General features: G+C 68.0%; 29 protein-coding genes and 1 pseudogene. 21 read left to right on the plus strand and 9 right to left on the minus strand.

Features of this window, described 5'->3' with window-relative positions:
* Nucleotides 1–89: 89 nt before the first annotated feature.
* On the plus strand, nucleotides 90–956 hold the full coding sequence (locus tag ACLJPD_RS26775) for an alpha/beta hydrolase family esterase (RefSeq protein WP_410875833.1): 867 nt from the start codon (nucleotides 90–92) through the stop codon (nucleotides 954–956).
* A gap of 28 nt (nucleotides 957–984) precedes the next feature.
* Here ACLJPD_RS26775 and ACLJPD_RS26780 read toward each other — a convergent pair.
* Nucleotides 985–1,548, minus strand: a pseudogene (locus ACLJPD_RS26780) (AMP-binding enzyme); the annotation flags it as partial.
* 760 nt (nucleotides 1,549–2,308) lie between these two features.
* Here ACLJPD_RS26780 and ACLJPD_RS26785 point away from each other — a divergent pair.
* The gene (locus ACLJPD_RS26785) at nucleotides 2,309–2,548 is read left to right on the plus strand and encodes a BBE domain-containing protein (RefSeq protein ID WP_410876320.1); all 240 of its coding nucleotides are present in this window, start codon (nucleotides 2,309–2,311) and stop codon (nucleotides 2,546–2,548) included.
* A gap of 6 nt (nucleotides 2,549–2,554) precedes the next feature.
* On the opposite strand, the gene ACLJPD_RS26790 is transcribed toward ACLJPD_RS26785, so the two are convergent.
* From ACLJPD_RS26790 to ACLJPD_RS26800, 3 genes are all read right to left on the minus strand, one after another.
* Nucleotides 2,555–3,370: a cyclase family protein gene (locus ACLJPD_RS26790; protein ID WP_410875835.1), complete on the minus strand. Its 816-nt coding sequence runs from the start codon at nucleotides 3,368–3,370 to the stop codon at nucleotides 2,555–2,557.
* 106 nt (nucleotides 3,371–3,476) lie between these two features.
* Nucleotides 3,477–4,775 carry an MFS transporter gene (locus tag ACLJPD_RS26795; RefSeq protein WP_410875836.1) on the minus strand — a complete coding sequence of 433 codons (1,299 nt, stop codon included), beginning with the start codon at nucleotides 4,773–4,775 and terminating at the stop codon, nucleotides 3,477–3,479.
* A gap of 39 nt (nucleotides 4,776–4,814) precedes the next feature.
* Nucleotides 4,815–5,327 carry an Lrp/AsnC family transcriptional regulator gene (locus ACLJPD_RS26800; RefSeq protein WP_410875838.1) on the minus strand — a complete coding sequence of 171 codons (513 nt, stop codon included), beginning with the start codon at nucleotides 5,325–5,327 and terminating at the stop codon, nucleotides 4,815–4,817.
* A gap of 120 nt (nucleotides 5,328–5,447) precedes the next feature.
* Here ACLJPD_RS26800 and ald point away from each other — a divergent pair, with 120 nt between their 5' ends.
* Both ald and ACLJPD_RS26810 read left to right on the plus strand, forming a co-directional pair.
* Nucleotides 5,448–6,551, plus strand: a complete 1,104-nt coding sequence (gene ald, locus ACLJPD_RS26805; protein WP_410875839.1) for an alanine dehydrogenase — start codon at nucleotides 5,448–5,450, stop codon at nucleotides 6,549–6,551.
* 87 nt (nucleotides 6,552–6,638) lie between these two features.
* The gene (locus tag ACLJPD_RS26810) at nucleotides 6,639–7,709 is read left to right on the plus strand and encodes a PQQ-dependent sugar dehydrogenase (RefSeq protein WP_410875841.1); all 1,071 of its coding nucleotides are present in this window, start codon (nucleotides 6,639–6,641) and stop codon (nucleotides 7,707–7,709) included.
* An 8-nt stretch (nucleotides 7,710–7,717) separates the two neighbouring features.
* Here the strand turns inward: ACLJPD_RS26810 and ACLJPD_RS26815 are convergent, their stop codons facing one another.
* The gene (locus ACLJPD_RS26815; RefSeq protein ID WP_410875843.1) at nucleotides 7,718–8,848 is read right to left on the minus strand and encodes a metallophosphoesterase; all 1,131 of its coding nucleotides are present in this window, start codon (nucleotides 8,846–8,848) and stop codon (nucleotides 7,718–7,720) included.
* A 181-nt stretch (nucleotides 8,849–9,029) separates the two neighbouring features.
* Here ACLJPD_RS26815 and ACLJPD_RS26820 point away from each other — a divergent pair, with 181 nt between their 5' ends.
* Entirely contained in the window at nucleotides 9,030–9,725 is a 696-nt protein-coding gene (locus tag ACLJPD_RS26820; protein ID WP_410875845.1) for a DUF2993 domain-containing protein, read from the plus strand.
* Between the two features lie 9 nt (nucleotides 9,726–9,734).
* Here the strand turns inward: ACLJPD_RS26820 and ACLJPD_RS26825 are convergent, their stop codons facing one another.
* The gene (locus tag ACLJPD_RS26825; protein ID WP_410875846.1) at nucleotides 9,735–10,790 is read right to left on the minus strand and encodes a fatty acid desaturase family protein; all 1,056 of its coding nucleotides are present in this window, start codon (nucleotides 10,788–10,790) and stop codon (nucleotides 9,735–9,737) included.
* Between the two features lie 228 nt (nucleotides 10,791–11,018).
* On the opposite strand from ACLJPD_RS26825, the gene ACLJPD_RS26830 reads away from it, so the two are divergent.
* Entirely contained in the window at nucleotides 11,019–11,279 is a 261-nt protein-coding gene (locus tag ACLJPD_RS26830) for a hypothetical protein (RefSeq protein WP_410875848.1), read from the plus strand.
* Here the strand turns inward: ACLJPD_RS26830 and ACLJPD_RS26835 are convergent, their stop codons facing one another.
* Nucleotides 11,280–11,945 (minus strand): hypothetical protein, encoded by a 666-nt coding sequence (locus ACLJPD_RS26835; RefSeq protein ID WP_410876321.1) that lies wholly within the window; start codon nucleotides 11,943–11,945, stop codon nucleotides 11,280–11,282.
* A gap of 185 nt (nucleotides 11,946–12,130) precedes the next feature.
* Between ACLJPD_RS26835 and ACLJPD_RS26840 the strand changes: the two genes are divergently transcribed.
* The 11 genes from ACLJPD_RS26840 (at nucleotide 12,131) to ACLJPD_RS26890 (ending at nucleotide 17,357) form a co-directional block, all read left to right on the plus strand.
* A complete protein-coding gene (locus tag ACLJPD_RS26840; RefSeq protein ID WP_410875850.1) occupies nucleotides 12,131–12,586 on the plus strand; it encodes an SRPBCC family protein in 456 nt (151 codons plus the stop codon).
* A gap of 103 nt (nucleotides 12,587–12,689) precedes the next feature.
* Complete coding sequence (locus ACLJPD_RS26845) at nucleotides 12,690–13,280, plus strand: hypothetical protein (RefSeq protein WP_410875852.1); 591 nt, start codon at nucleotides 12,690–12,692, stop codon at nucleotides 13,278–13,280.
* An 82-nt stretch (nucleotides 13,281–13,362) separates the two neighbouring features.
* A complete protein-coding gene (locus tag ACLJPD_RS26850; RefSeq protein ID WP_410875853.1) occupies nucleotides 13,363–13,929 on the plus strand; it encodes an RNA polymerase sigma factor in 567 nt (188 codons plus the stop codon).
* Nucleotides 13,920–14,504 carry an Asp23/Gls24 family envelope stress response protein gene (locus ACLJPD_RS26855; protein ID WP_410875855.1) on the plus strand — a complete coding sequence of 195 codons (585 nt, stop codon included), beginning with the start codon at nucleotides 13,920–13,922 and terminating at the stop codon, nucleotides 14,502–14,504. The genes ACLJPD_RS26850 and ACLJPD_RS26855 overlap by 10 nt, the downstream gene beginning before the upstream one ends.
* A complete protein-coding gene (locus ACLJPD_RS26860; RefSeq protein ID WP_410875857.1) occupies nucleotides 14,501–14,878 on the plus strand; it encodes an Asp23/Gls24 family envelope stress response protein in 378 nt (125 codons plus the stop codon). The genes ACLJPD_RS26855 and ACLJPD_RS26860 overlap by 4 nt, the downstream gene beginning before the upstream one ends.
* Nucleotides 14,875–15,210 carry a hypothetical protein gene (locus ACLJPD_RS26865; protein WP_410875858.1) on the plus strand — a complete coding sequence of 112 codons (336 nt, stop codon included), beginning with the start codon at nucleotides 14,875–14,877 and terminating at the stop codon, nucleotides 15,208–15,210. The genes ACLJPD_RS26860 and ACLJPD_RS26865 overlap by 4 nt, the downstream gene beginning before the upstream one ends.
* Nucleotides 15,211–15,283: 73 nt before the next feature.
* Nucleotides 15,284–15,751, plus strand: coding sequence for an Asp23/Gls24 family envelope stress response protein (locus ACLJPD_RS26870; RefSeq protein ID WP_410875859.1), 468 nt, complete (start codon nucleotides 15,284–15,286; stop codon nucleotides 15,749–15,751).
* Nucleotide 15,752: 1 nt separating this feature from the next.
* The gene (locus ACLJPD_RS26875; protein WP_358114335.1) at nucleotides 15,753–15,941 is read left to right on the plus strand and encodes a hypothetical protein; all 189 of its coding nucleotides are present in this window, start codon (nucleotides 15,753–15,755) and stop codon (nucleotides 15,939–15,941) included.
* Nucleotides 15,938–16,252, plus strand: coding sequence for an Asp23/Gls24 family envelope stress response protein (locus ACLJPD_RS26880; protein ID WP_410875861.1), 315 nt, complete (start codon nucleotides 15,938–15,940; stop codon nucleotides 16,250–16,252). The genes ACLJPD_RS26875 and ACLJPD_RS26880 overlap by 4 nt, the downstream gene beginning before the upstream one ends.
* Nucleotides 16,249–16,785, plus strand: a complete 537-nt coding sequence (locus tag ACLJPD_RS26885) for a DUF6286 domain-containing protein (protein ID WP_410875863.1) — start codon at nucleotides 16,249–16,251, stop codon at nucleotides 16,783–16,785. The genes ACLJPD_RS26880 and ACLJPD_RS26885 overlap by 4 nt, the downstream gene beginning before the upstream one ends.
* Nucleotides 16,782–17,357, plus strand: a complete 576-nt coding sequence (locus ACLJPD_RS26890; RefSeq protein WP_410875865.1) for an alkaline shock response membrane anchor protein AmaP — start codon at nucleotides 16,782–16,784, stop codon at nucleotides 17,355–17,357. The genes ACLJPD_RS26885 and ACLJPD_RS26890 overlap by 4 nt, the downstream gene beginning before the upstream one ends.
* Before the next feature lie 21 nt (nucleotides 17,358–17,378).
* On the opposite strand, the gene ACLJPD_RS26895 is transcribed toward ACLJPD_RS26890, so the two are convergent.
* Together ACLJPD_RS26895 and fdxA are read right to left on the minus strand one after the other, a co-directional pair.
* On the minus strand, nucleotides 17,379–17,552 hold the full coding sequence (locus tag ACLJPD_RS26895; protein WP_410875867.1) for a hypothetical protein: 174 nt from the start codon (nucleotides 17,550–17,552) through the stop codon (nucleotides 17,379–17,381).
* A gap of 99 nt (nucleotides 17,553–17,651) precedes the next feature.
* Entirely contained in the window at nucleotides 17,652–17,987 is a 336-nt protein-coding gene (fdxA, locus tag ACLJPD_RS26900) for a ferredoxin (protein WP_410875869.1), read from the minus strand.
* 109 nt (nucleotides 17,988–18,096) lie between these two features.
* On the opposite strand from fdxA, the gene ACLJPD_RS26905 reads away from it, so the two are divergent.
* The 4 genes from ACLJPD_RS26905 to ACLJPD_RS26920 all read left to right on the plus strand — a co-directional run bounded on the left by ACLJPD_RS26905 (nucleotide 18,097) and on the right by ACLJPD_RS26920 (nucleotide 21,752).
* Nucleotides 18,097–19,026: a LysR family transcriptional regulator gene (locus ACLJPD_RS26905; RefSeq protein ID WP_410875871.1), complete on the plus strand. Its 930-nt coding sequence runs from the start codon at nucleotides 18,097–18,099 to the stop codon at nucleotides 19,024–19,026.
* Between the two features lie 77 nt (nucleotides 19,027–19,103).
* Nucleotides 19,104–20,501 carry a sensor histidine kinase gene (locus tag ACLJPD_RS26910; RefSeq protein ID WP_410875872.1) on the plus strand — a complete coding sequence of 466 codons (1,398 nt, stop codon included), beginning with the start codon at nucleotides 19,104–19,106 and terminating at the stop codon, nucleotides 20,499–20,501.
* A gap of 8 nt (nucleotides 20,502–20,509) precedes the next feature.
* The gene (locus ACLJPD_RS26915) at nucleotides 20,510–21,151 is read left to right on the plus strand and encodes a LuxR C-terminal-related transcriptional regulator (RefSeq protein WP_410876322.1); all 642 of its coding nucleotides are present in this window, start codon (nucleotides 20,510–20,512) and stop codon (nucleotides 21,149–21,151) included.
* 130 nt (nucleotides 21,152–21,281) lie between these two features.
* Nucleotides 21,282–21,752 (plus strand): MarR family winged helix-turn-helix transcriptional regulator, encoded by a 471-nt coding sequence (locus ACLJPD_RS26920; protein WP_410875873.1) that lies wholly within the window; start codon nucleotides 21,282–21,284, stop codon nucleotides 21,750–21,752.
* The last annotated feature ends 53 nt before the right edge of the window (nucleotides 21,753–21,805 follow it).

Genomic DNA, 21,805 nt, shown 5'->3' on the forward strand with positions numbered 1-21,805 from the left:
TCCCACCGCGACGTGCCAATCCCCATCGAAGAACACCGCTGTACGCGTAGTGTGCGATCTGCAATACCGTTCGCACACAAGGAGTTTCCGTGGCGTCCTCTCTGATGAAGCGCGTGACCGCGCTGTTCGGCGCGTCCTGCGCAGCCCTACTACTCGCGGTACCGGCAGCCGCTCCCGGCCATGCCGACCGAGCAGTTCTTGAAAGTCCGGCCGACGACCCCTGCGAGTTCAAGGCCCCCGGCAACATCGAGTACGACGAGCGGCACTACCGCGTTCACGTCCCGGCGGGCGTGTCCGCCGGGGCACCGCTCGTGGTCGCCCTCCACGGTGGTTACGACTCGCCCGAAGGCGTCGAGGGGAAGTGGGGGTGGAACGCCCTCGCCGATCAGCACAAGTTCATCGTCGTCTACCCCCGTGGTAACAAGCCGGAGTGCCAGAACAGCACCCCTGGTTGGGGCTGGAACGCCGATGCGGCCGACGTCACGCATATCAAGAAGGTTGTCACCAAGGTCAGCACGCAGTACGGGGTGGACAGCAATCGGGTCCATCTCACCGGCCACTCCAACGGTGGCCAGATGGCCTCGCGTGCGGCCTGCACCGCACCGGAGGTGTTCGCTTCGGGCGCCGTGTACGCACCCGCACCCCCGCCGACCGGCTGTAATCCCGCCCGCGCGGTCTCGTGGGGCGTGTTCGCCTCGGCAAGCGATCCCGTCATCGTCGAGCCCGTCGCCTACGGCCACGTCATGTACTGGAGCTGGGAAAACCGCCCCTGCCAGAACGAGCAGCCCGGCGGCGGCACCGACGCCAAGGACTCCAGGGTCTGGGATTGCGCGTCCGGCACCGAGGTGCTGTGGCGGGTCTACAACGGCGGCAGCCACAACTGGCCGACGGGAGCGCGGCGAACCGAGATGTTGAACCGGATGTGGCAGTTGTTCCAGGACAACCCGCGCCCGTAACGGCTTCGACCCGGCGGGGCAGGCCGGCTCAGCCTGCCAACCCCTCCGGGTCGACCAGCAACCGCTTGAGTACCTTGCCGGTTTCGCCGCGTGGCAGCGCGTTGAGGAACGTGACGTCGCGGGGCACCGAGAAGCGACTGAGGCGGTTGCGGACGTAGGTGCGCACCATGTCCGGGTCGAGCCCGGAGCCCTCGTTCTTGACGAGGAACGCGGCCAGTCGCTGACCGAATTCGCGATCCGGTACCCCGACCACCGCGACATCGGTGACCTGGGGCAGATACGCCAGTGCTTCCTCGACCGGGCGCGGGAAGACGTTCTCGCCGCCGGAGATGATCATCTCGTCGTCGCGCCCCGCCACGAACAGCCTGCCCTCGGCGTCGAGGTAGCCGAGGTCGCCGGTGTCCAACATGCCGTCGGATTCCTCGGGCGGGGTGTCGCTGACGTAGCCGTCGAACAGCATGTGATTGCCGACGAAGATCCGACCGACCACGCCGATCGGGACCGCTTTGCGCGCGGAATCCAGGATCGCGATCTTGGTACCAAGGGGCGGGCGTCCCGCGGTGGTCGGCGCGGCGCGCAGGTCGTCCGGGGTGGTCGCGAAAGTCGTGGTCGCGACGAAGGACGGTCCCGACCGCGATCTGTGGTGGGCGCATACCGGTGGCGGTGGCGGCAATTTCGGTGTGGTGACCCGGTTCCTGCTCCGATCCCCCGGATCCGACGGCGCCGACCCGGCGCAAGCGCTACCGACGCCGCCGGGCAGCATGCTGAACGCGCGACTGATCCTGCCCATCACGACCGAGGATTCGTTCGTCCGGTTGCTCACCAACTACCTCGGGTTCTTCGAACGCCACAGTGCGCCCGGCAATGCCTACGCCGGTCTCTACGCGCCGCTGATGATCAGGACGACCGGCACCGGCGCGGCGGAGATGCTGATCCTGCTCGATGCCGAAACACCGGATGCGCGAACCCGTTTCGACGAATTCGTCGCCACGGTGAGCGACGGCGTGTTCCCGCCGGCCATTCTCACCCCGGTCACCCAACTGTCGTACCCGGACACCGTGAACCAGGTGTATTACGCGAAGGGCGTGAACACCACGCGCGTGAAGGTGAAGGCCGCGTATCTGCGCAAGGCGTACTCCCCCGACCAGCTCCGAATCTTCTACCGCTACATCACCGATCTCGGTTTCCTCGGCGAATCCCAGCTCGAATTCCTGCCGTTCGGCGGCGCGATCAATGCTGTCGCCGCCGATGCGACGGCGATGCCCGCGCGGGATTCGTTCATGAAGATGCTGATTCACGCGTCGTGGCGACTGCCCTTCGATGACGAGCGGTATGTGCGCTGGGCTCGCGAGATGTACCGCGACGTCCACGCCGAGACCGGCGGTGTTCCGGTGCCGAACGAGGCCTACGGCGGCAGCTATATCAACTATCCGGACCCGGATCTGGCCGATGCCGCGTGGAACACGTCCGGTCTACCGTGGCACGCCTTCTATTACGGCGACAACTATCGGCGACTGCTCGCAGTCAAGGCGGCCGCGGATCCGAGGAACGTTTTCCAGCACCAACTTTCGATCGGCAGACCGGACTGGTGAGGCACCTCAGATGAGCGCGAGCACCCGGCACGGCCCGCCGGTTCCGCCCGCGTGCTTCGGTGCGCCAACGATGACCGTCGCGCCGCTCGCCGGTACCGCGGCAAGGTTGGCGAGCATCTCCACTCCGTAGCGCCCCGCACCGAGAAGAGCTGTGTGCGCACCGTATTCGGGATCGGTACCGCAATCCAGGCTGAGCGTGTCGACCCCGGCACCGACGATCCCGCACTGCGCGACAAGGTATTCCGCGGCCTCGGCGGAGAAACCCGGCGCGCGCGGTGTTCCTCGTTCATCGAGATTGAGGAAGGTCGACGGTTGGGCCATGCGACGTTCCCACCCGGAATGCATCGCGACGAAGGCCCGCTCCGGGATGTCGCCGTGCCGCGACCGCCAGCTGTCGATATCGGCGACGGTCACCACCGCGTCGGCGTCGACGGCGGCCTTGGCACTGATGTCGATGACCACGAGCGGCGCGACGAGGTCGTCGACGGCGATGGCCTCGGTCGTGGTGGCGCCGGGAATCCGATGGGCGGGCGCGTCGATATGGGTTCCGGTGTGCTCCCAGTAGCCGAGCGCGAACTGCCCGAACCCACCCGAGGCGTGCAATGCCACCGGGACCATGACCATCGGCGGATTACCCGGCCACACCGGTAATTGCGGCGTCAGCGTGTGGGTGAGATCGACGATGCCGGATCGCGGCGCGGCAACGGCGGGCGCGGGTGCCATCGCGGTCAGCGCGGCGATGCCCGCCAGACCGAGCACGGCCCGCCGACTCGGCTGTGGCGCGCGCTCCTGGGCGCAACGAACGATCTCGGGCGAACACATCGGACTCAAGATAGTCGAGCCAACGGTGTCCGGTGCCTGATCGCGACCGAGAAACGCGGTGTCGTCTTCCGATCGCGACCAGCCCGAACTCGACAGTTCGTCGCCGTTACTCGGCGGCGTCCTGCGGGCGGTTCTGTCCGACGGCACACAATCCAGCGTCTCTCGCCTCGCCGGGAGCGAGGGCTCGGTACAGGTTCGCCGGTCCCAGACCTCGGGACAGGCCGAGAATCATTGCGGCACAGCCCAGTCCGGAGAGAACCAGGCCGGTGCCGAAGAGGGCGGGGTAGCCTGCCAGGTCGCCGATGAGACCCGCGGCCATGCCCGCCACCCCCTGGACGACGACAATGGCGCAGGCCATGAGGGTGTAGTCGCTGCCCGCGTGATCGGGTTCGGACGCGTCCATCATCAGGGCGAAGACGGCGACGGTGGCGGCACCGCCGAAGACGTGTTCGGCCAGGCTCGCGGTCACCAGAAGTTCGAATCCGCCCAGACCGAGGGAGGCGAACAGGTACAGCGCGATGCTCGCGGTCTGGGTCATACCGCCGATCAGCAGCGCCTGTCGACGACCGAGACTGTAGGCCAGCAAGCCACCCAGCGCCGCACCCGCCAGCGCGCCCGCCGAGGCGAGGACGCCCTTGATCAGGGCGATCTCGCCGATGTCGAGGCCGGTGTCGAACAGGAAGGGCGCGGTGAGTGCCGCGGCCATCGAGTCACCGAATTTGAACGCGCCGATCATGGCGAGGAAGGCGAGAACGCCGGGGCGGCGCAACCTGCTCCACCAGGCGCCGAGCAGCTTCGCGGGCTGCGGGCGCGGCGGACGGTCCGCGACCGGCTCGCGCAGCAGCCACACCGGCACCGTGGTGAGCACGATCAGCACGGCCATCGCCAGGAACAGCGCCCGCCACCCGGCCACCGCGTACAACCACAGCAGAGCGCCACCGCCGACGATCATCCCGACGCGGTAGGCGCCGACCTGGACCCCGTTGCCCAGGCCGCGCTCACGCGGACCCAACATGCGCACAGCCACACCGTCGGTGGCCACGTCCTGGGTCGCCGAGAGCAGATTCACCACCACGATGCCCGCGAACAACCACCGCAGCGAGGACGACAGATCCAGGCAGGCCAACACCATCGCGACCGCGGCCGACAGCAGTTGTAAGACCAGCAGCCAGGTCCGCCGGGTGCCGTACCGGTCGACGTAGGGCGCCCAGAGAAACTTCAGCGCCCACGGCAGAAACAGCACGCCCGAGGCGCTGATCGCCACCAGCGAGTAGCCCGAATCGCGCAACACCACCGGCACCGCCTGGGTGAAGAAGCCGAACGGCAAACCTTGCGCGAAGTACAGCGACGACAACAGGAACAGCGTGCCTGCCGTGATCACACCCGGCCGGGTGGTGGTGCTCATGGGCACATCGTCGCAGAGAGTCCGCGCCGGCGCCGGGCGTCAGAGCATGGGGTGCGCGCTGCGGATGTGCTCGAAGACCAGACTTGTCTCGGTCGAGGCGAATTCGCGGGTCGCGCTGAGTTCCTGGGTCACGAACTCGCGCAGCGCGTCCGGCGAGGCCGCCGACACCTGGATCAAGAAGTCGACGGTGCCGGCGAGGAAATACACGTTCACCACACCGGGCAGCGCGGCGAGCTTGGTGGCCAGCTCACCGATGCGCGCCCGCGCCGCCGGTTGCACCTGGACCGAGATCATCGCCTGCAGTGGCAGCCCCAGCGCCTCCGGGGCGATGTCGGCGTAGAAGCCGCGGATCGCACCGAGTTCGCGCAGGCGGCGCAGCCGCAGCGAACAGGTCGACGCGGCGATACCGACTCGCGCCGCCAGGACATTGTTGGGGACGCGGGCGTCCTCGGCGAGTTCGGCCAGGAGCTTGCGGTCGATGTCGTCGAGGTTCGATGGCGACCCGCGGAACGGCTGCACGGGTTGCGGGCGGTGTTGCTGTCGCGACGACATCTTCGCAGGATACTCAGTATTTTCACTGTTATTCGCTGATTGTGCAGGAGTTCTGGCTACCCGCCGCAGTGATCCTCGATGCTCAAGTCATAAGCCGATCATCCTCGAGGAGCAGTGACCATGCGCATCGGTGTCCCCAAGGAAGTCAAGAACAACGAATTCCGTGTCGCGATCACGCCGATCGGCGTGCACGAGTTGGTGTCGAACGGTCATCACGTGACCATCGAAGCGGGGGCCGGGGTGGGATCATCGATTCCCGATTCCGAATACCTCGCGGCGGGCGCGCAGATCCTCGCCGCGGCCGACGACGTCTGGGCAGGCGCGGACCTGGTGCTGAAGGTCAAAGAGCCTGTCGAGCAGGAGTACCACCGCTTGCGCGAAGGGCTGATCCTGTTCACCTACCTGCACTTGGCGGCCGACCGACCGTTGACCGAACAGCTACTGGCGCAACGGGTTACGGCCATCGCCTACGAGACCGTGCAACTCCCTTCGGGTGGACTGCCGTTGCTGTACCCGATGTCGGAAGTCGCCGGGTGCCTGGCGCCGCAAGTCGGCGCCCACGCGTTGATGAAGCCCTACGGCGGGCGCGGGGTGCTGCTCGGTGGTGTCGGCGGTGTCGACCACGCCAAGGTGGTCATCATCGGAGCAGGCGTCGCGGGCCAGAACGCCGCCAATATCGCCTTGGGGATGGGCGCCGACGTGACACTGCTCGACACCGACCTCGACAAGTTGCGCATGTCGTTCTGGCGCTACAACAACCGCGTGCGCGGGTTGGCATCGTCGAAGCTGGCGATCGCCGAGCAGGTCCGCGCGGCGGACATGGTGATCGGCGCGGTTCTGATCCCCGGAGCCGCTGCCCCGAAGCTGGTGAGCAACGACCTCGTCGCGCAGATGAAACCGGGTTCGGTGCTGGTCGATATCGCGGTCGACCAGGGCGGCTGCTTCGAGGACACCCACCCGACCACCCACGCGGATCCCACCTATCAGGTCCATGATTCGACGTTCTACTGCGTGGCGAACATGCCGGGCTCGGTGCCCCACACCTCGACCTACGCGCTGACCAACGCCACCCTGCCCTACGTGGTGGCCCTGGCCGACAAGGGCTGGGAACCCGCCTGCGCGGACGACCCGAGCCTGGCGCTGGGCCTGAACACCCACGCGGGTCACGTCACCAACGCTCCGGTCGCCGCCGCCCACCAACTGGAGGCCCTTTTCACCAGCTGATCGGTGCTGTCCAGCGATCGAACGGATTCAGCGCGGGCGATCGGCATGCCGAGGCGACTGCCGCACCGCGGGCTTAACCTCGACAGCATGGACTACCGGAACAGAACGCTTCTCGTGGCGTCCGCGTTGGTTATCGGTCTGCTGTGCGGGTGTGCCCCGAGCCCGAGCGACGACACCGAGCGCACGACCGTCCGGACCGACTCCTCCGGCGCCAACTCCACTGTCGCCGATGACCTCGATGCGCCGTGGTCGATCGCCTTCCACGGTTCCACCCCACTGGTGAGTGAGCGCGACAGCGCCCGCATTCTCGAAATAGGCGCCGACGGAACATCATTCGAGGTGGGCGTCATCGAGGGGGTCGAGGCGTCCGGCGAGGGTGGTCTGCTCGGTATCGCCGTGCGCGAGCGGTACCTGTTCGTCTACTACACCGCCGCTGACGACAACCGCATCGAACGATTCGACATCACCGGCCCACCGGGCGACCTCGCGCTCGGCGGCCGCACGACGATCCTCGCCGGCCTGCCTGCTGCTGCCAATCACAACGGCGGCCGGATCGCGTTCGGGCCCGACGGGATGCTGTACGCCACGGTCGGCGACGCGGGCGACCGGCGAACCGCACAGGATCGCGCCACGCTGGGTGGAAAAATTCTGCGCATGACACCGGAGGGGAAAGCACCTGCCGACAACCCCATCCCGGGATCGCTCGTCTACAGCTACGGTCACCGAAACCCCCAGGGCATCACCTGGACAGCGGACGGGCGGATGCTCGCCAGCGAATTCGGCCAGAACACCTGGGACGAACTCAATATCGTCGAACCGGGCGGCAATTACGGCTGGCCCGAGGTCGAAGGCATCGCAGGCCGAGCTGGTTTCATCGACCCCGTTCAGCAGTGGAAACCGTCCGAGGCCAGCCCCAGCGGGATGACGAACGTCAACGGGTTCGTCTATGTCGCGAATCTGCGCGGTGAGCGACTGCGCCGAATCCCGCTCGACGATCTCGCCCACTCGACCGAGCAGCTCGTCGGCGAATACGGGCGCCTTCGCGACATCGCCGTCGCACCTGACGGATCACTCTGGGTGCTGACGAACAACACCGACGGGCGCGGCGACCCCGCTGCCGGGGACGACCGCATCATCCGCCTCGAACTCGACAACTGAACCAGCGTTCATCGCTGCGGATGCAATACCAGCACGGTGATCTCGCTCGGCGCGAACACTCGCAGCGGCGGACCCCAATAGCCGGTGCCTCGGCTGGTGTAGAGCTGGGTGTTGTTCGCGTGCCTGCTCAGTCCCGAAACGACCGGCTGGTCGAGTCGAACCAGGTAGTGGAACGGCCAGATCTGACCACCGTGGGTGTGACCGGAGATCTGCAGCTCCACGCCCGCCGCGGAACTGTCGGCGACCTGTTTCGGTTGGTGAGCCAGCAGCACGACCGGCAGCGCGGGGTCGGTGCCCGCGAGCGCGGCGGGCAGGTCGGGACCGTGGCCGGGCACATCGGCGGTGGGGTCGTCGATACCGGCGACAACGAGGCGATCACCGTCGCGGTCGACGGTGCGATGCGCGTTGTGCAGCGGCTGCCAGCCGATCGAGGCCATGTAGTCGATCCAGCTCTGGGCATCGTCGAGGTACTCGTGATTGCCGGTGATGTAGAACCGGCCCAGTGGCGCTGCTACGTCGGCGAGCGGAGCGACCTGGTCTTGTCGCTGCGCCACCGAACCGTCGACGAGATCGCCGGCCAGCCCTACGATGTCGGGCTGCTGCGCATTGACCACGTCGACGACCTTCCGCGACCAGTCCTCCCGATCGATCGCGGCGAAGTGGGTATCGGTGAGCACCACGACGCGTAGCCCGTCGAGCCCTTCGGCCAGACCCGGAATCGCCACATCGACGGTCCGAACCTGCGGTACCCGCAGCGCCTCGTACAGCCCGTACCCGGTCAGCACCACCGACACGGCCGCCACGGCAACCGCCACACCCCGGGTGGCGCGCATACCCTTGACCCCCGCGACGCTCAGCGCACCCCGAACCACCGCACCGATCACCGACCACACGAACACCACCCACAGCACCCCGAGCAGTACGTCACCGACGATCGCCGCCGGGTCGAAGTGCGCAGGCCCGTGCCCGAAGAACATGGCAACGGGCAGACCGACGAAGCCGACGACGCAGACCCCGGTTCCGACCCGATACCGCAGCCCACTGCGCCCGGTCGGTGCGGCAACCAGCACCCACCACGGCACCGCGAACATCACCGCTGCCACGAGCACGATCACTATCAGGAGTACAGCGGAGCTCACAGGGTCCCGTTCCACACAGGGCCACCCGGGTCGGGTAGCGCACCACCTCAGATCATTTCAGGCCGAAATGAACGCGATGACGTCGGCGCCGACCGACACCTCGATGAACCGGTTGCGGGTCCAACGCAGCAACCGACGGCGATTCGCAGGATGATGGTGGGATGGCCGAGATGGTGAACGTATGCGTGCCCTGCTGATATTGATCGTCGTGCTGGCGATTGCGCTGGTCGTCGGGGACCGGGTCGGAGTCGTGCTGGCGCAGAACGAGATCGGGCGCAAGATCGCCGCCGAGTACAACCTGGCGCGGCAACCCGATGTCGAGATCGGTGGGTTTCCGTTTCTGACGCAGGCCGTCGACGGCACCTATCACGAGATCGATATTCGGATCGGCGACTGGAATGGGCACGACATCTCGGTCCATCACCTCGATATCGCGCTGACCGATGTCGCCGCGCCGTTGCGCGACGTGATCGACAACCGCACCTCGAACCTTGTCGCGGCCACGGCGACCGCGACGGCCGTGGTTCCCTACGACGTTGTGCAGCGCTACGCGCCGTCGGGAGTGGAGTCGATCGCCAACAGTCCGGAGGGATTGCGTGCCACCGGGACGTTCTCGGTGGCAGGTCTGTCGGTGCCCGCGACAGTCATCATCACCGTCGCCCCGACCGAGGCCGGCATTCAGATCACACCGGTCTCGGTGCGAGCGGCGGCCGGCGGACCGACGATCTCGCTGGCACTGCTGCGCCAATCCCTGACCTTCGTCGTGCCGCTCCAGGAACTGCCGCTCGGCGCGCGGGTGACCGCGATCCAACCGGGCGACGACGGCCTGCGCGCCACCGCCGTCGCCCATGACGTGCGCTTGGACAGCCTGCCGTAACAGCGACCGCTATTTCCGATCGGGCGTACGCAGCGGGGCGCCGACGTGGTGCAGGTGTGTCAGCGCCTCGCGGTACGAAGAGATCAGCCCGGTCTCGTGGTACGCCACGCCGACTTCGGCGCAGTAATCGCGGACGATCACCTGGGCGTGCCGCAGGTTGGGCGTCGGCATGCTCGGGAACAGGTGATGCTCGATCTGATAGTTGAGTCCGCCGAGGGCGATGTCGGTCAACGCGCCACCACGCACGTTGCGGGAGGTCAGCACCTGGCGACGCAGGTAGTCGGGGCGATCGTCACCGGTCAAGGTCGGCATGCCCTTGTGGTTCGGGGCGAAGGTGCAGCCCATGTACAGGCCGAACAGGCCCTGATGGACAGCGAAGAATACGAGGGCTTTGTCGACGGGCAGCACGGCGAACAGTGCGGTCAGGTAGAGGGCGAAGTGGCCGAACAGCAGCGCACCTTCCCATCCCCGCTGCTTGACCGAGCGATTGCGCAGCGCCCGCACGCCGGCCACATGGAGGTTGAGGCCCTCCAGCAACAGCAGGGGAAAGAACAGGTACGCCTGCGCGCGACCGATGAGACGCGGCAGACCGCGACTGGACCTGGCCTGCTGTTGCGACCAGACCAGAATGTCGGGGGCCACGTCGGGGTCGAGTTCCTCGTGGTTCGGATTGGCGTGATGGCGGGTGTGCTTGTCCTGCCACCAGCCATAACCGAGGCCGATGCCCGCGTTGCCCGCGATGCGTCCCACCAGCTCGGTCGGCCGCCGAAGCCGAAAGACCTGGCGGTGCGCGACATCGTGCATCACGAGGGCGACCTGGGCGAACGTCACCGCCATGAACGCCGCGACCAGCAACGTCCACCACGAATCGCCGACGAGGACGAACGCCGCCCAGCCGCCCACGAACGCGCTGCCGACGAGGCCGAACCGGACGGCGTAGTAGGCGGGACGGCGGTTCATCAGGCCGGCTTCGGAGATCCGGCGCAGCAGACGGGCGTAATCACCGTCGGCGCCGCGCCGCGCTGACCGTGGTGGTGACTCGGGGACCAGAGCGGGTGTCGTCATAGATCTCGACGCTATCGACGGAACTCTCGTCGGCCGTAATCCCTTGGTATGAGAGGGAATCGGCCTGCGGAGTGATATTCGATCTCCTCCGCAGGCCGAAACTGCTGCGCGGTCGCTCGAGAACCGAGGGTTCAACCGTGCCGGTCGTGGGTAAGAACAGCGCGACACCGTTCGCGAATCCGGCGAACGGGACGCCTCAGCGGGCGTTGCACAGTGTGGAGAACAAGGTTGCTGAAACTGCTCGAGCTCATCCGGAAACCGGCACCGTCGACGACCTCGACCGAGCCCCCCACCTCGGCCGGGTCACTGCGGGCAGGTGACGTCGTGCTCACCGCCAAGCGCAGCTACCGGGTGGTCAGCACGAGCTTCGCCGATGACGCCCGCCGCGCGGGCCGGGTGGTCGCCGACACGGTCGACCTGGTCACCGGCCGACTGCGAGTGCTCGACTTCCCCAGCGCCGACACGATGGTCACCGTCGAAACGACGTAGTCAGACCGCCCGATTGCGGAACTTGGGCAGACGCAGTCGGCGGGTAGTCGACTGGGCGCCGGCGGCGGGAACCACCTTCTTGTCCTCGACCACACCGCGCTTCTCGACCACATCCCGCTTCTCGACCACAACACGCTGATCGGCACCGATGGCACGCGTGCGCTCGGCGAAGGCGATGTCCCTGGTGCTGCGCACCGACAGTCGTCCCAGCGAGCTCGCGGCGAAGAACAGGATCAGCGCGCCGAGTCCGTAGAAGAACGTCAACTCCAGCAGCGCACGCTTCAGATCCGAGGAAGCGACCGGCACGCCGATGTCCCCGAGTCGGAGCAGTTCGGCCAGGAACGGCCCGATCACGAACCACACGCCCGCCGCCACCGACAGCCAGCCACCGAAGCTGGCGACCAGCCGGTTGCGGCTCATCAGCATGAGCAGACCGCCGACGATCGCGACGCCGCCCGGCAGGACCTGGAGCCAGCCGCGCGCCGTCGTCCAGACCCACGGCTCGTCGGGGGTGTACGCGAAATCGAAAATCGGACCGACGAACGGGATGAGTGCGCCCCAGATCCCGAGGAGTAGCACCGCAAGCCCACCCAGCGCGCCCCGGCTGCGCGGAATCCGTATCCGTCCGCCGTGTCCGGTCGAGACCTTCTCGTCGACATTCATCATGACGCCTTCCCTCATCGAGAACCGGTGTACGAAGCTCATCGAGACCGGTGTACGACGCGTATACCCCGATCTGGACCGACTACGCACCGGCTGCCGAAGTCCCGCACGGCCGATTCGGAGTCGCGCGAACGGGTAAGTGCCGATGTGTCGAGCCAGGATGACGAAGCCGAGGAGGCGACCGCGACATGGTTCAGGTGACCCGCACGATCCAGGCCCCGATGGACAAGGTTTTCGCTGTGCTCGCGGACGGATGGTCCTATGCGGGGTGGGTCGTCGGTGCTTCCCACATCCGCGGAGTGGACGACACCTGGCCGAGCGTGGGGGCCGGCATCCATCACAGTGTCGGACCGTGGCCGTGCACCATCGAGGACACCACCTCGGTGCGCGCCATCGATGCGCCGCACAACATCGAACTCATCGCCAGGCTCTGGCCGATCGGCAGTGCGGTGGTCCGGCTGGAGCTCCGCGCCATCGATCCCACCTCCTGTGAGGTCGTGATGACCGAACGAGCCGTCGGCGGACCCGGTCGATTGTTGCCACACGCGTTCCAGGCGCTGATGCTCGTGCCGCGCAATCGCGAATCGCTGTCGCGGCTCGCCGATCTCGCCGAGGGCGGGTACCCGCCGTCCCACACGCACTGATCGGCGGCGTGCCTGCCCGACACCGATTACCGCGCCTCACCCATCCGGGTATCTGTGCGCAGCGAACTCCGTCGGCCTTGTGGCCCGATCATTGGGAGGATCTGTGAACAGCGAACTCGACGAGATAGCCATCGCGAGCACCGTCAGAGCCGGAGACCGTGAGATACGGGTGGAAATCGCCGATCCACGGCAGGACTACGCGACGCAAGGCTGGCAGTGCACCTATCGCGTCGCCGGCTCCCGTGCGCACCGAGTCCACGGCCCGGACAGGTTGGGTGCCATCTACGCCGCGTTGATCGACATTCCCGATGCCGCGGCACGGGCCGGTTCGCAACGCCGCGACTCGAACGACTCCCGCGAACCGGTCGTCTCGCGCCGACGTTCCGACGACTCCCCCGTGTCGGCGGCGAAGGCCCGCGAGTTCGGCCCGCCGCTGGGTGCCAAGGCCGTGCAGACCCCGTCCGGTCCGGTGGTCATCATGCTCGGTCGGCCCCGCCAAGACCCCGACCGGCCCCACACCTATCTGTGCCCCTTCCGCATCGATGATCGCACCGAGGCCTTCGGCCAGGGCATCGATGAGGTGCGCGCGGTGATCTCGGCTGTCCGCGGTGTGGGGTCCATCCTGGGGATCCCGTTGGACTGGCCGATGCCGAGCACTCCGGGCGACACCCCAGAAAGCGCACAGAACGGATAACGAGACGACGATCACCCATAATTCGCCGTGACGATGTCCTGCGCGTCGGTGTCCATCACAGGAACAGCGGAGGAGGTGCCGCGTGACTACGACGTCACCCGCGACCGAGGCAGAGCTGGATGACGCGACCCTGGCAGGTCGGGCGCGTGACGGTGATGTCCGCGCATACGAGCAGCTGGTGCTGCGCTACCAGGGACCGATGTTCCGCTTGGCGGCCAAGATGCTGGCCGACCGCGCCGAGGCCGAGGACGTGACCCAGGACGTCTTCCTCAAGGCCTGGCGAACGATCGCACGACTGCAGGACGACGCCGCGTTCGCGGGCTGGCTCTATCGGATGACGACCAACCGGTGCCTCAATGTGATCCGCGCCCGGCGCCCCGCCGCCGAGGTCGACCCCGAGACGACGGCCTCGACCCATCCCGACACCCGCCCCGACCACGCGACCGAGGTGAGCAGTCAGATGGCGGCGCTGACCGACGCGCTGCAACTGCTCACGCCCGAACAGCGGGCCTGCTGGCTGTTGCGCGAGGTGCACGGTCGCTCCTATGACGAAATCGCCGAGATCGTCGGCGCCAACAGCACAGCGGTGCGCGGGCGGATCGCGCGCGCCCGAGCCCAACTGGCAGAGGTGATGAAGCCATGGCGGTGACCCACAGCACCGACAACGACTACCTGCTCCCGTGCGAACGCGGGCTGGAACAGGTGTGGGAACGACTCGACGACACCGACATCGACACCCACGAGTCGTCGTGCCCGCACTGCGCGGTGGCCAGGGAGAGCCTGCTGACGTTGCGGGCCGCTACCCGCGAACTCATCGAAGAACCCGACCCGCCGCCGCCGGATCTGTTCGGCCGCATCATGTCCGCCGTGCGCGCCGACGTGCGCCGCGGGCGAACCCTCACCCTCGACACGCCGCACCCCGGCGCGATCCAGGTGAGCGAACAGGCCGTGGCCGTGGTGCTCCGGTTCGCCGCCGACACCGTGGACGGTGTGCGGGCGCGTGGGTGCCGCGTGCACAGCGCCGACATCGACGAGGACGGCGAGCAGGTGATCGCCGTCGACATGACCATCGCCGTCCGGCACGGCGGGCACCGCGGGCAGCGGATCGACGATGTGGTCTCGGTGGTGCGTGCGCGAGTACGCGCCGCGGCGACCGCCCGGATCGGCATCCGGCTCGGCGCGCTCGACGTCACCGTGCTCGACATCTACGAGGAAGACCGGTGACCGGCACCCTGCCCGAGACCGAGCTGGTCGTCGGCGACGCCGTGATCGCCGGTGTCGCCGCAAGGGCGGCGATCCAGGTCCCGGGCGTGGCGCGCCTCGAGCCCGGGGTGCTCGGCCTGGTCGGTCATCTGGCCCGCACCGGCCGCCACCTGTGGAACGGCCAGGAACCGATCCCCTCCGCCGGTGTCCGGATCCGGCGCTCCGGTGGGCTGCTCGGTATCCAGGTCGACCTCGCTCTGTCGGCGTCCGCGCAGGTCGGCGACGTGGGCCGGGCGGTGCAGCGAGCGGTCACCCAGGCGGTGGCCGAGCAGACGGGTGCCGACGTCGACGAGGTGACGGTCTGCGTACTCGATATCGAACCGGGGCGATCGTGACCAGTGTGTCCGCGTTGATCGACCGGATCGTGGCGGCGATCGACTCCGTCGACGGGGTGTACCCCGCGGTTCCGATGGGTCTGCAGAACAGCCAGTGGTTGCCGTGGAACGCGGGCAGTGCCGCCGTCGACCTCGATGACACGGTGGTCCAGATCCGGGTCGTCGCCGCGAGCCTGCCGCTGTGGCCGCTGCTGCACGAGCTCGACGCCGCGATTCGACCGCTGCTCGACGAGACCCCGTGGGCCGCAGCGCGATTGCGCGTCCATGTCGTGGACCTGCACACCGACGTGTTCACCGACCACAGCGACCCAGATCACGATCCTGGCCCGTGACGAATCGCCTGCCACGGTGTCCTACCAGTGTCCGTTCGACAACTGTTGCAGCACAACACAACCAGGAGTAGCCATGACCAGCACGAGCACCGACACCAGCAAGACCGTCGAGAAGTCCGCCGAGGTCGCCAACCGAAACGGCGCCCTGGTCACCGATCAGGGCACCACCACCATCGCCGACACCGTGGTCCAGAAGATCGCCGGGCTGGCTGCGCGCGAGGTGCGCGGCGTCTACGACCTCGGCGGTGGCACCGCCCGCACGATCGGCGCGCTGCGCGACCGCATTCCGGGCGCGTCCTCGAGCATCGGACAGGGTGTGTCGGTCGAGGTGGGCGAGAAGCAGGCCGCCGTCGATCTGGAACTCGTCGTCGAGTACGGGGTGGCCATCGCCGAGTTGGCGCGCGCGGTGCGCCGCAACGTGATCACCGCCATCGAGCAGATGACCGGGCTCGAGGTCGTCGAGGTCAATATCAATGTCAACGACGTCTACATCGAGGACGACGCCGATCAGCAGCAGCCGACTCGCGACCGGGTGCAGTGACATGAACGCCACCATGATCTGCCTCGTCATGGGTCTGTCCCTCGGCTTCGCCGCCGCCTTCGGCGGGCTCGGCGCCTTCGCGGTCGTGCTGATCTTCGGTGGCCTCGGCCTGCTGATCGGGCGCTGGCTCGACGGTGAAGTCGATCTGTCCGGACTGCTGCGGTCGGCCCAGGATCGGAGTCGGCGGTGACCGATACCGCCGCATTGCCCGGCACGACGACGATCGACGAGCGGGTCGTGCGGCGCATCGCCGCACGAGCCGCGACCGAGGTGGCAGGCGTAGAGCCGGATGTGCAGGTGAGCGCCCAGGTGGTCGGTGTCAGCGCCACCCTGCGCGTCCGCCTGCCCATCCGCTATCCGCTGCCCGTCGCCCGCGTCACCAAGGAGTGTCGCGCGCATCTGATCGCCCGGACCGAGGAGCTGACCGGCATGGCAGTGCCGCAGGTCGACATCGAGGTCTCGGCCATGGTGCCGGAACCGCCCGAGAGGAGAGTTCGATGACACGCCGCCCCCGCCGGGTCGTGCCCGCCGTGATCGTCGCGCTACTGCTGGGCGCCGCCGCCGTGCTCGTCGCGGTGTCGCTGATCCAGCGGCTCACCGGCACCCGGGAGTGGGTCTCCTACGACAGCGTCGCCGCCCGGCTGCACGACACATCGTGGAGCAGTGCGTGGGTGCTGAGCGCGGGCATCGTCGTCGTCGTGCTCGGGCTGGCGCTGCTGGCCGTGGCGGCGCTGCCGGGCAAGCCGGTACTGATCGCGCTGGAATCCGGTGACGGCATCGACGCCGGCATCGCGCGCCGGAGCCTGCGGCACGCGCTGGCCGACGCCGCGGACGGTGTCGATGGCCTCGACAAGGCTCGGGTCCGGTTGCGCCGCAGCAAGATCCATGTCACCGGGCACACCGACCACACCGTCGAACGGACGGCGCAGGACGTGGGCCAGGCCGTGGCGACACGGCTGGACCGCATCAAGCCCGCCCATGTCCCCCGCCTGCGCACCAGCCTGCGCACGATCGGTCACGGAGGTGCGCGATGAGCAGTGCCAACCGGCCCGCCCGCTTGAATCGCGGTCTCCTCGGACTGACCGGCATCCTGCTGGTCGCGGCGGGCGGGCTGCTGATCACCGCGCACTTCGGCGCTTTCGGCCGGGTCTCGCGCGAGGCGGCGCTGGTCCCCGGCACGGAGGAACCGCCCCGCCTGGTGTTCTACCTCGTGATCGCCGGCGCCGTCGTGCTCGTGTTGGCCGCACTGCGCTGGCTGGCCGCCCAGTTCACGCGGTTGCCCAAGCGCGCTGTGTGGCAGGTCGGGTCGGCGGACGAGCCGGGGCGTACGCAGCTCGAGTCGAGCACGGCCGCCGAACCGGTGGCCGCCGATGTCGAGACCTACGACGGAGTCCGCTCGGCCACCGCCCGGCTGTCCGGCACCGCGCTCGCACCCGAACTGCACCTGCTGGTCACCACCGATCCCACGGCAGATCTGCCCGCGTTGCGACGCCAGATCCTCGAGCACGCTGTCGCGCGCCTGCGCACGGCATTGGACCTCGGTGCCGTCCCCGTGACGGTCGAATTCCGGATCGCCGATCGCGGGCGCGCGGTTCGCGCGCGATGAACGCGGGCGGGCGGCTCCGGTTCAGTCCGGTGGTTCCTGCCCGCCCTCGGTTTCGGCGATGTCCGGGGCAACTTCACGCGTCGCCATCCCACCGTTCTTGCCCTGATCGGTCGGGCCGGGTCGGCCACCTTTGGGTTCGGCCGCCGCGCTGTCGGTATCCTGCTCGGAGTCTTTGGTCTGATCAGTTCCGGTCATCGCTTTCCCTTCCATCATCGTGCGTTCCGACGTCGCTTCGAACTACCCCGAACTGATGCGGGCAAACGATCACGCCCGGTGGCAGACCCTTCCCGCCGCTCACGGCTGATACTCCCGGACGAAGCGCGTATCCGAGCCGAGTGGGCCGATCGCCGCCGCCCCGCCCGGCTGCCCCAGTGGCCGGGTCCTGCCGGGCAGCGGCTCGTCGAAGAATCGCCGGTTCTCGACGATGAACTGCTCCTGGCCCGCGGGAAGATCGTCTTCGTAGTGGATCGCCTCGACCGGGCAGGCCGGTTCACATCCACCGCAGTCGATGCATTCGTCGGGCTGGACGTAGGCCATCCGATCTCCGATGAAGATGCAGTCGATCGGGCATTCCTCGATGCAGGCTCGGTCGAGGACGTCTACGCAGGCGGCGCCGATCACGAATGTCACGGTGTTCTCCTCGCTGTACTCCATCCGCGATGCGCGGACAGGGAGAAGCCTGGTGTCCGGGTGACTGCTGCGGTAGCGGCCGAAATCGGTTACCTCGTAAGGTTTCCTTATGAGCTTGCCGCGGGGGACGCCCGACCTGGAGGTGCTCGACCTGCTGGTGTCGGTGGCGGAGTTGGGCAGCCTCGGCGCGGCCGCGCGCAGACACGGCGTCAGCCAGCCTGCCGTCGGGATGCGAATCAGTGCGCTGGAGCGGCGATTACAGCTGCGGCTGTTGGACCGCGGGCCCACCGGGTCGGCGTTGACCGATGCCGGTTACGAGGTGGTCGAGCTCGGCCGTCCGGTGCTGGCCGCCGGTGCCGCACTGATGGACGGCGTCGCGGCGCTGCACCGTGCGCTGCACCCGAGTCTGCGCGTGATGGCCTCGAAAACCATTGCGGACCACCGCATTCCGCACTGGCTGTCGGCACTGCGGAAACTGCGGCCCGAATTGGCGGTCGAACTGGACGTGGCGAACTCACAGCAGGTGACGGCCGCGGTCCGCGCCCGTGATGCCGAGCTCGGCTTCGTCGAGGGCCCACACTCCCCCGCGGGATTGGGCAGCCGGGTCTTGGTCGCCGACGAACTCGCCGTGGTCGTCGCGACGAATCATCCCTGGGCCACTCGCCACCGAGCGGTGACGCTGCGCGAACTCGCCGACACCCCACTGCTGTGGCGCGAGAAGGGTTCCGGAACCCGCGACACGGTCTGGGAGGCGCTGCAGATGCACGGCACACCCGCCCGGCCAGCCGCCGAACTCGGCTCGGCGGCGGCGATTCTCACCACTGCCCGCAACGGCACCGCGCCCGCGGTGGTGAGCCGTCTCATCGTGGCGCACGAACTGCGCGCAGGCACCCTGTGCGAGGTGCAACTGGCCACGTCGATCACCCTGACCAGGATGTTCCGCGCTATCTGGCATCGCAGAACGCCGCCGACCGGACCCGCCGAGGACCTGGTCGAACTCGCCGCCCGTATCGAGTCGGCGCGAGCGAGCAGGCGGTGACAGGTGTAGCTCGCCACACCATCGACTCGGTGGACAGCTCGATCGAATTTCCGCGCCGCGACGACAACCATGGAGTCATGACCCAGACACCAGCCGAGCCGACCCTCGTGGTCGACATCGCCGACGAACCGACCGTCGCGCTCACCGCGACGCAGGATGCACCGCGGCGCCGGACCGGACCGCTGACCGCGGTTCTGCGCGCGCCGTTCGAGGCCAGGGCCTGGAGAGAGCTCGCCTATCTGGTTGCGTCGTTCGTCCTCGGCTGTGTGGCTGTGTGCTATCTGTTCTTCGGGTTCGGTGGCGGGCTGTACGCGTCGATCCTCCTCATCGGCATCCCGTTGCTGGCGACAGTGTTGCTCGGCGGGCGGGTGTGGGGCCGGATCTATCGGTTCCTCGGCCGCGCATTGCTCGAGACCCGGGTCGAATCGCCACCGGATTTCACCAGGGCGAGCGGCTTCTTCGGATTTCTGAAGAGCGCGTTCACCGATCGGCCGAGCTGGCGGGTCGTGCTGTTCCTGCTCGCGCAGTCGGTGCTCGGCGTCGCGGTCGGCTACGTCGTCCTCATGGTGATCGCGATGGTCGGGTTCACGGCGATCTCCCCCATCCCGTGGGCGCTGTTCGATCCGATCCAGGTGGACGACAACGGCGTCGAGCACCACAGTCTCGCCCAGTTCGGTTCGTTCTACGTCGACACCTGGCCGCGCGCGCTCGCCATGGCCGGTATCGGCATCCTGCTGTGCTTCGCGCTGCCGTGGCTGGTCCGTGGCGTCTGCTGGTTGCATCGCATGCTGATCGTTCACTTGTTGGCGGCGACACCGCGCGACCGGCAACTGGCGCAACTGCGGGCCAGCAGACGGGCCGCGGTGGACGATGCGACCGCCACCCTGAGCCGGGTCGAGCGCGACCTGCACGACGGCACGCAGGCCCGGCTGGTCACCATCGCCATGGCGCTGGGCAGGGCCGAGGAACGCCTGGCCGCGGGCGGCGATGCCAGCGACCTCATCGCCGACGCGCGCGCCAACTCCAAGGAGGCGTTGACCGAGCTGCGCGAACTGGTGCGCGGCATCCATCCACCCGCACTCGAGCTCGGCCTCGGCCCGGCGCTGGAGACGCTCACCGCCCGGTGCGCGGTGCCGGTCGACCTGCGTGTGCACATCCCCCGGCGGCCGAGCCCGGCCATCGAGGCGATCGCCTACTTCTCCGTCGCCGAGCTGCTCACCAATGTGGTCAAACACGCGCACGCGAACCGAGTCACGGTGTCGGTGCTACCCGACAGCCAGCGTCGCATCGCGGTCACCGTGTGGGACAACGGAATCGGTGGTGCGCCCCGCCCCGGCACACCGACCGTGACCGGCAGCGGATTAGCCGGGCTCGCCGCCCGCGCACTCGCCGTCGACGGCACGCTCACCGTCGACAGTCCCGCCGGCGGGCCTACCGTGGTGACCATGATCCTGCCGAACGAGGGCCCGCAGTGACCGCGCCCCTGCGGGTGGTGATCGCCGAGGACAGCGCCATTCTGCGCGACGGGCTGGCCGGGCTGCTCACCGAACGCGGACACGAAGTGGTGGCGATGGTCGGCGACGCGACATCGCTGAGCGAGGTCGTCGAAACCCACCGGCCCGATGTCGCGGTGGTGGACGTGCGGATGCCTCCCAGCTTCACCGACGAGGGCCTGCTGGCCGCCATCGAGTTGCGCAGGAAATACCCGAGCACCGGTGTGCTCGTGTTCTCGCAATGGATCGAAACCCGTTATGCGACAGAACTTCTCGCAGCCGGAGCGAGTGGCGTCGGCTACCTCCTCAAGGATCGCGTCGCCGATGTCGGTGATTTCGTCGACGCGCTGCACCGGGTCGCCACCGGCGGCACCGCACTCGACCCCGAGGTGGTGAGCCAGCTGATGGGCGCGTCCCGGCAACAGGATTCGCTGGCCCGGCTCACCCCGCGCGAGCGCCAAGTACTCGAACTGATGGCACAGGGACTCACCAACAACGCCATCGCCACCTCGCTCACCGTCACCGAGCGGGCCGTCGAGAAGCACATCGGCAACATCTTCACCAAACTCGATCTACCACCGTCGGACACCCGCCACCGCAGGGTGCTGGCGGTGCTGCGGCTCAAAGGGTGAACGGTCTGCGCCACCTGGTTGTCGGCACGTTGGATCGCGCGTCGGACCAGGCCGCGGATGCCGGGGAGCTGGATGGCACGCAACATGAGTCAGTCAAGGCAATCACGGCGCGCCAGGGAAGAATGAGCAGATGGACGCCTCCGCCGCCCGAACCGAATCGGCTTCGACCACAACGGTCGAGACCCAGCTCAGCGCCCTGCTCGGCCCACTTCGACGTGCGGTACTGCGACGCACCCGGGCATCGGAGGGGTTGCCCGATCTCCCGGAGGCGCAGATCGAACTGCTTCGACTGCTGGCCACGACCGGCGGCCTGACCCCCAGCCAGGCGGCGATCGAACTCAGGGTGGCGCAGTCGACGATCAGCAATTTGATTCGGACGATGGCGGCCACGGGCCTGGTCGATCGGGTGCCGTCGACGACAGACGGGCGCACGGCGACCCTGGTGACATCGGCGACGGCGCGGGAACTGCTTGCCAGATACGACCACACCAGCGCGACCATGCTGCGCGATTCGCTGGCCAAATTACCGCTCGCCGATCAGCGAGCACTGGAGTGCGCGCTGCCGGCGCTGAGACAGTTGCTGGCAGCATTGGACCGATAGCCACGCGCCACTCGGGGAAAAGGTCCCCGTCGACCCAACTGGTCACCTACAGT

The sequence above is a fragment of the Nocardia sp. A7 genome (assembly GCF_046549215.1).
Taxonomy (GTDB): Bacteria; Actinomycetota; Actinomycetes; order Mycobacteriales; family Mycobacteriaceae; genus Nocardia.